Origin of the sequence: Streptomyces sp. NPDC059456, assembly GCF_042750055.1 — a bacterium.
Lineage (GTDB): Bacteria > Actinomycetota > Actinomycetes > Streptomycetales > Streptomycetaceae > Streptomyces.
The window spans coordinates 1-2505 of sequence record NZ_JBHYVA010000942.1 but is presented as its reverse complement, the minus strand read 5'-3'; the positions used below and the strand labels follow the sequence as shown (position 1 = coordinate 2505).

Genomic DNA, 2505 nt, shown 5'->3' with positions numbered 1-2505 from the left:
CGCGCGGCGCGCGCGCCCCCGCGGCCGCCCCCCCCGCCCCCCCCCCCCCGCCCGGGTCGCCGCGCCCGACGACGGGGACGCGCAGGTGCGGATCGACGTGCCGTCCGGCCGGGTCACCGCGACCGTGCACCGCAGCGGGGGCCGCACCACCGGCGTCGCCTTCCGCAACGTCCCGGCCCGGGTCAGCGCCCGCAAGGTGCCGGTGGCGACCACCCTCGGCATGGCGGAGGTCGACCTCGCGCACGCCGGCGCCTGCTACGCCTCCGTCGCCGCCCGCGACCTCGGCCTGGAGGTCTCCCGGGCCGCGCTGCCCGAACTCGTCCGCGCCGGGCAGGAGATCAGGGCCGCGCTGGCCTCGCACCCCGGCACCTGGCACCCCGGCGGGCCGCTGCTCTCCGGCGTCTACGGGGTGATCCTCCACGAGGAGCTGCCCGACACGCCCTTCGGGCCGCACCAGCGCAACGTCACCGTGTTCGCCGACGGGCAGATCGACCGCTCGCCCTGCGGCTCCGGCACCTCGGCCCGGCTGGCACTGCTCGTCGAGGACGGACGGCTCGGGCCGGGCGAAGACCTGCTCCACGAGTCGGTGGTGGGCACCGTCTTCACGGGCCGCGCCCTGCCGGGGCCCTCCCCGGACGGGCTCGTCACGGAGGTCACCGGAACGGCGTACCGCACCGGCGAGCACACCTTCGTACGCGACCCGCAGGACGCCCTCGGCGCCGGGTTCCTCCTGTGATCGCGCAGTTCACCGCGGAGGAGACCGCCGCACTGCTCACCCCGGCCGGGGCCGCCGACGCGCTGGCCGACGCCCTGCGGGCCGGGCTGGACCCGGAGGGCTGCCCGCAGCGCACCGCCCTGCCGGTGCCGGGCGGCGAACTGCTGCTGATGCCGGCCGCGACGGGCGCCCACGCCGGGGTGAAGATCGCCGGGGTGGCACCGGGCAACGCGGCCCTCGGCCTGCCCCGGATCACCGGCTCCTACCTGCTGCTGGACGGGCCGACGCTGCGCCCCCTGGCCCTGTTCGACGGGGCGGCGCTGACCGCGCTGCGCACCCCGGCGGTCTCGGCGCTCGCCCTGCGGTACCTGGCCCCGGCGGGCCGGGCCCTGCGGCTGGTGCTCTTCGGGGCCGGCCCGCAGGCTTACGGGCACCTCGAAGCGGTCCGGGCCGTACGGGAGTTGGCCCGGGCCGTGGTGGTGGCCCGCAGTCCCGCGGCCGGGGAGCGGCTGGCCGCGCACGCCCGCGCCCTGGGGGTCCCGGCCCGTACGGGCACGCCGGCGGACGTGGCGGACGCGGACCTGGTGCTCTGCTGCACCACGGCCCGCGAACCCCTCTTCGACGGGCGGCTGGTGGCGTCGGGCGCGACGGTCGTGGCCGTCGGCTCGCACGAGCCGGACGCCCGGGAGACCGACACGGCCCTGGTGCGGCGGGCGGCGGTGTACGTGGAGTCGCGGGCGGCGGCGCTGCGCGAGGCCGGGGACCTGCTGGTGCCGGAGGCGGAAGGGGCCATCGGGCCCGGTCATATCAGCGGCACCCTGGCCGACCTGGTGGCGGGCCGGATGCCGGCGGCCGCGGCGGCGGGTTGTCCACAGCTCTTCAATAGCGTGGGCATGGCCTGGGAAGATCTTGCCGTGGCGGTGGCGATGTTTCGCGCCCCGGGAGCGCCATCGCTCGGGGGATAAGCGCAACGTGACATTGTACGCTGTTCCTCTGCACTCGGTGGTGCACGGCCGGTTCGGAGGAAGAGCAATGGGTGACCTGAAGCAGCACAGTCTCATCAAGGCCCAGGAACGGCTCCGCGACCAGGTCGGCCACGCCCTCCGGGCAGCCCTGATAGCGGGAGAACTGCGCCCCGGCAGCGTCTACTCGGCGCCCGGCCTGGCCGCCGAACTCGGGGTCTCCGCCACCCCGGTCCGCGAGGCGATGCTCGACCTGGCCCGCGAGGGCCTGGTGGAACCCGTCCGCAACAAGGGCTTTCGGATCACCGAGGTCAGCGAGCGCGACCTGGACCAGTACACCGAACTGCGCACGATGATCGAGGTGCCGACCATCGGCCGGATCACGAAGATCGCCACAACCGAACAGCTGGAGGCCCTGCGGCCCGTCGCGGAGGAGATCGTCACCAGCGCCCGCGAGCACAACCTCATCGGCTACCTGGAGGCGGACCGCCGCTTCCACCTCTCCCTGCTCGCCCTGGCCGGCAACGACCGGCTGGTCGAAACGGTCGGCGACCTGCGCAAGCGCTCGCGGCTGTACGGGCTGACGGGCCTGGACGAGGCCGGGAAGCTGGTCTCCTCCGCCGAGGAGCACATCGAGCTGCTGGACCTGATGATCGCCGGCGACGCGGAGGCGGCGGAGGCCTGCATGGTCCGCCACCTGGGCCACGTCCGCTCGCTGTGGGCCCAGGGCCGGGACGAGCCCGTGGGCCGCACCCCGGGAGGCCTGGGGTCGGGCCTCTGAGTCCTCGAGCGGGCCGTCCGGATGCGGACGGCCCGGTGGTGCAGTCG

At 75.8% G+C, this 2505-nt stretch carries 3 protein-coding genes; all 3 read left to right on the top strand.

The annotated features are described in order from the left end of the window. Positions 1-736, top strand: a 736-nt coding sequence (locus ACFXA3_RS40830; RefSeq protein ID WP_385196261.1) for a proline racemase family protein, incomplete at its 5' end; no start/stop codon positions are given. Next, complete coding sequence (locus ACFXA3_RS40825; protein ID WP_385196258.1) at positions 733-1680, top strand: ornithine cyclodeaminase family protein; 948 nt, start codon at positions 733-735, stop codon at positions 1678-1680. The genes ACFXA3_RS40830 and ACFXA3_RS40825, both read left to right, overlap by 4 nt. Positions 1681-1747: 67 nt before the next feature. Further along, complete coding sequence (locus ACFXA3_RS40820; protein WP_385196255.1) at positions 1748-2458, top strand: GntR family transcriptional regulator; 711 nt, start codon at positions 1748-1750, stop codon at positions 2456-2458. Positions 2459-2505: the final 47 nt, after the last annotated feature.

Bases quoted from the DNA above. Each gene is read 5' to 3' on its own strand.
- ACFXA3_RS40820 (WP_385196255.1), top strand. From the start codon at position 1,748: ATGGGTGACCTGAAGCAGCACAGTCTCATCAAGGCCCAGGAACGGCTC.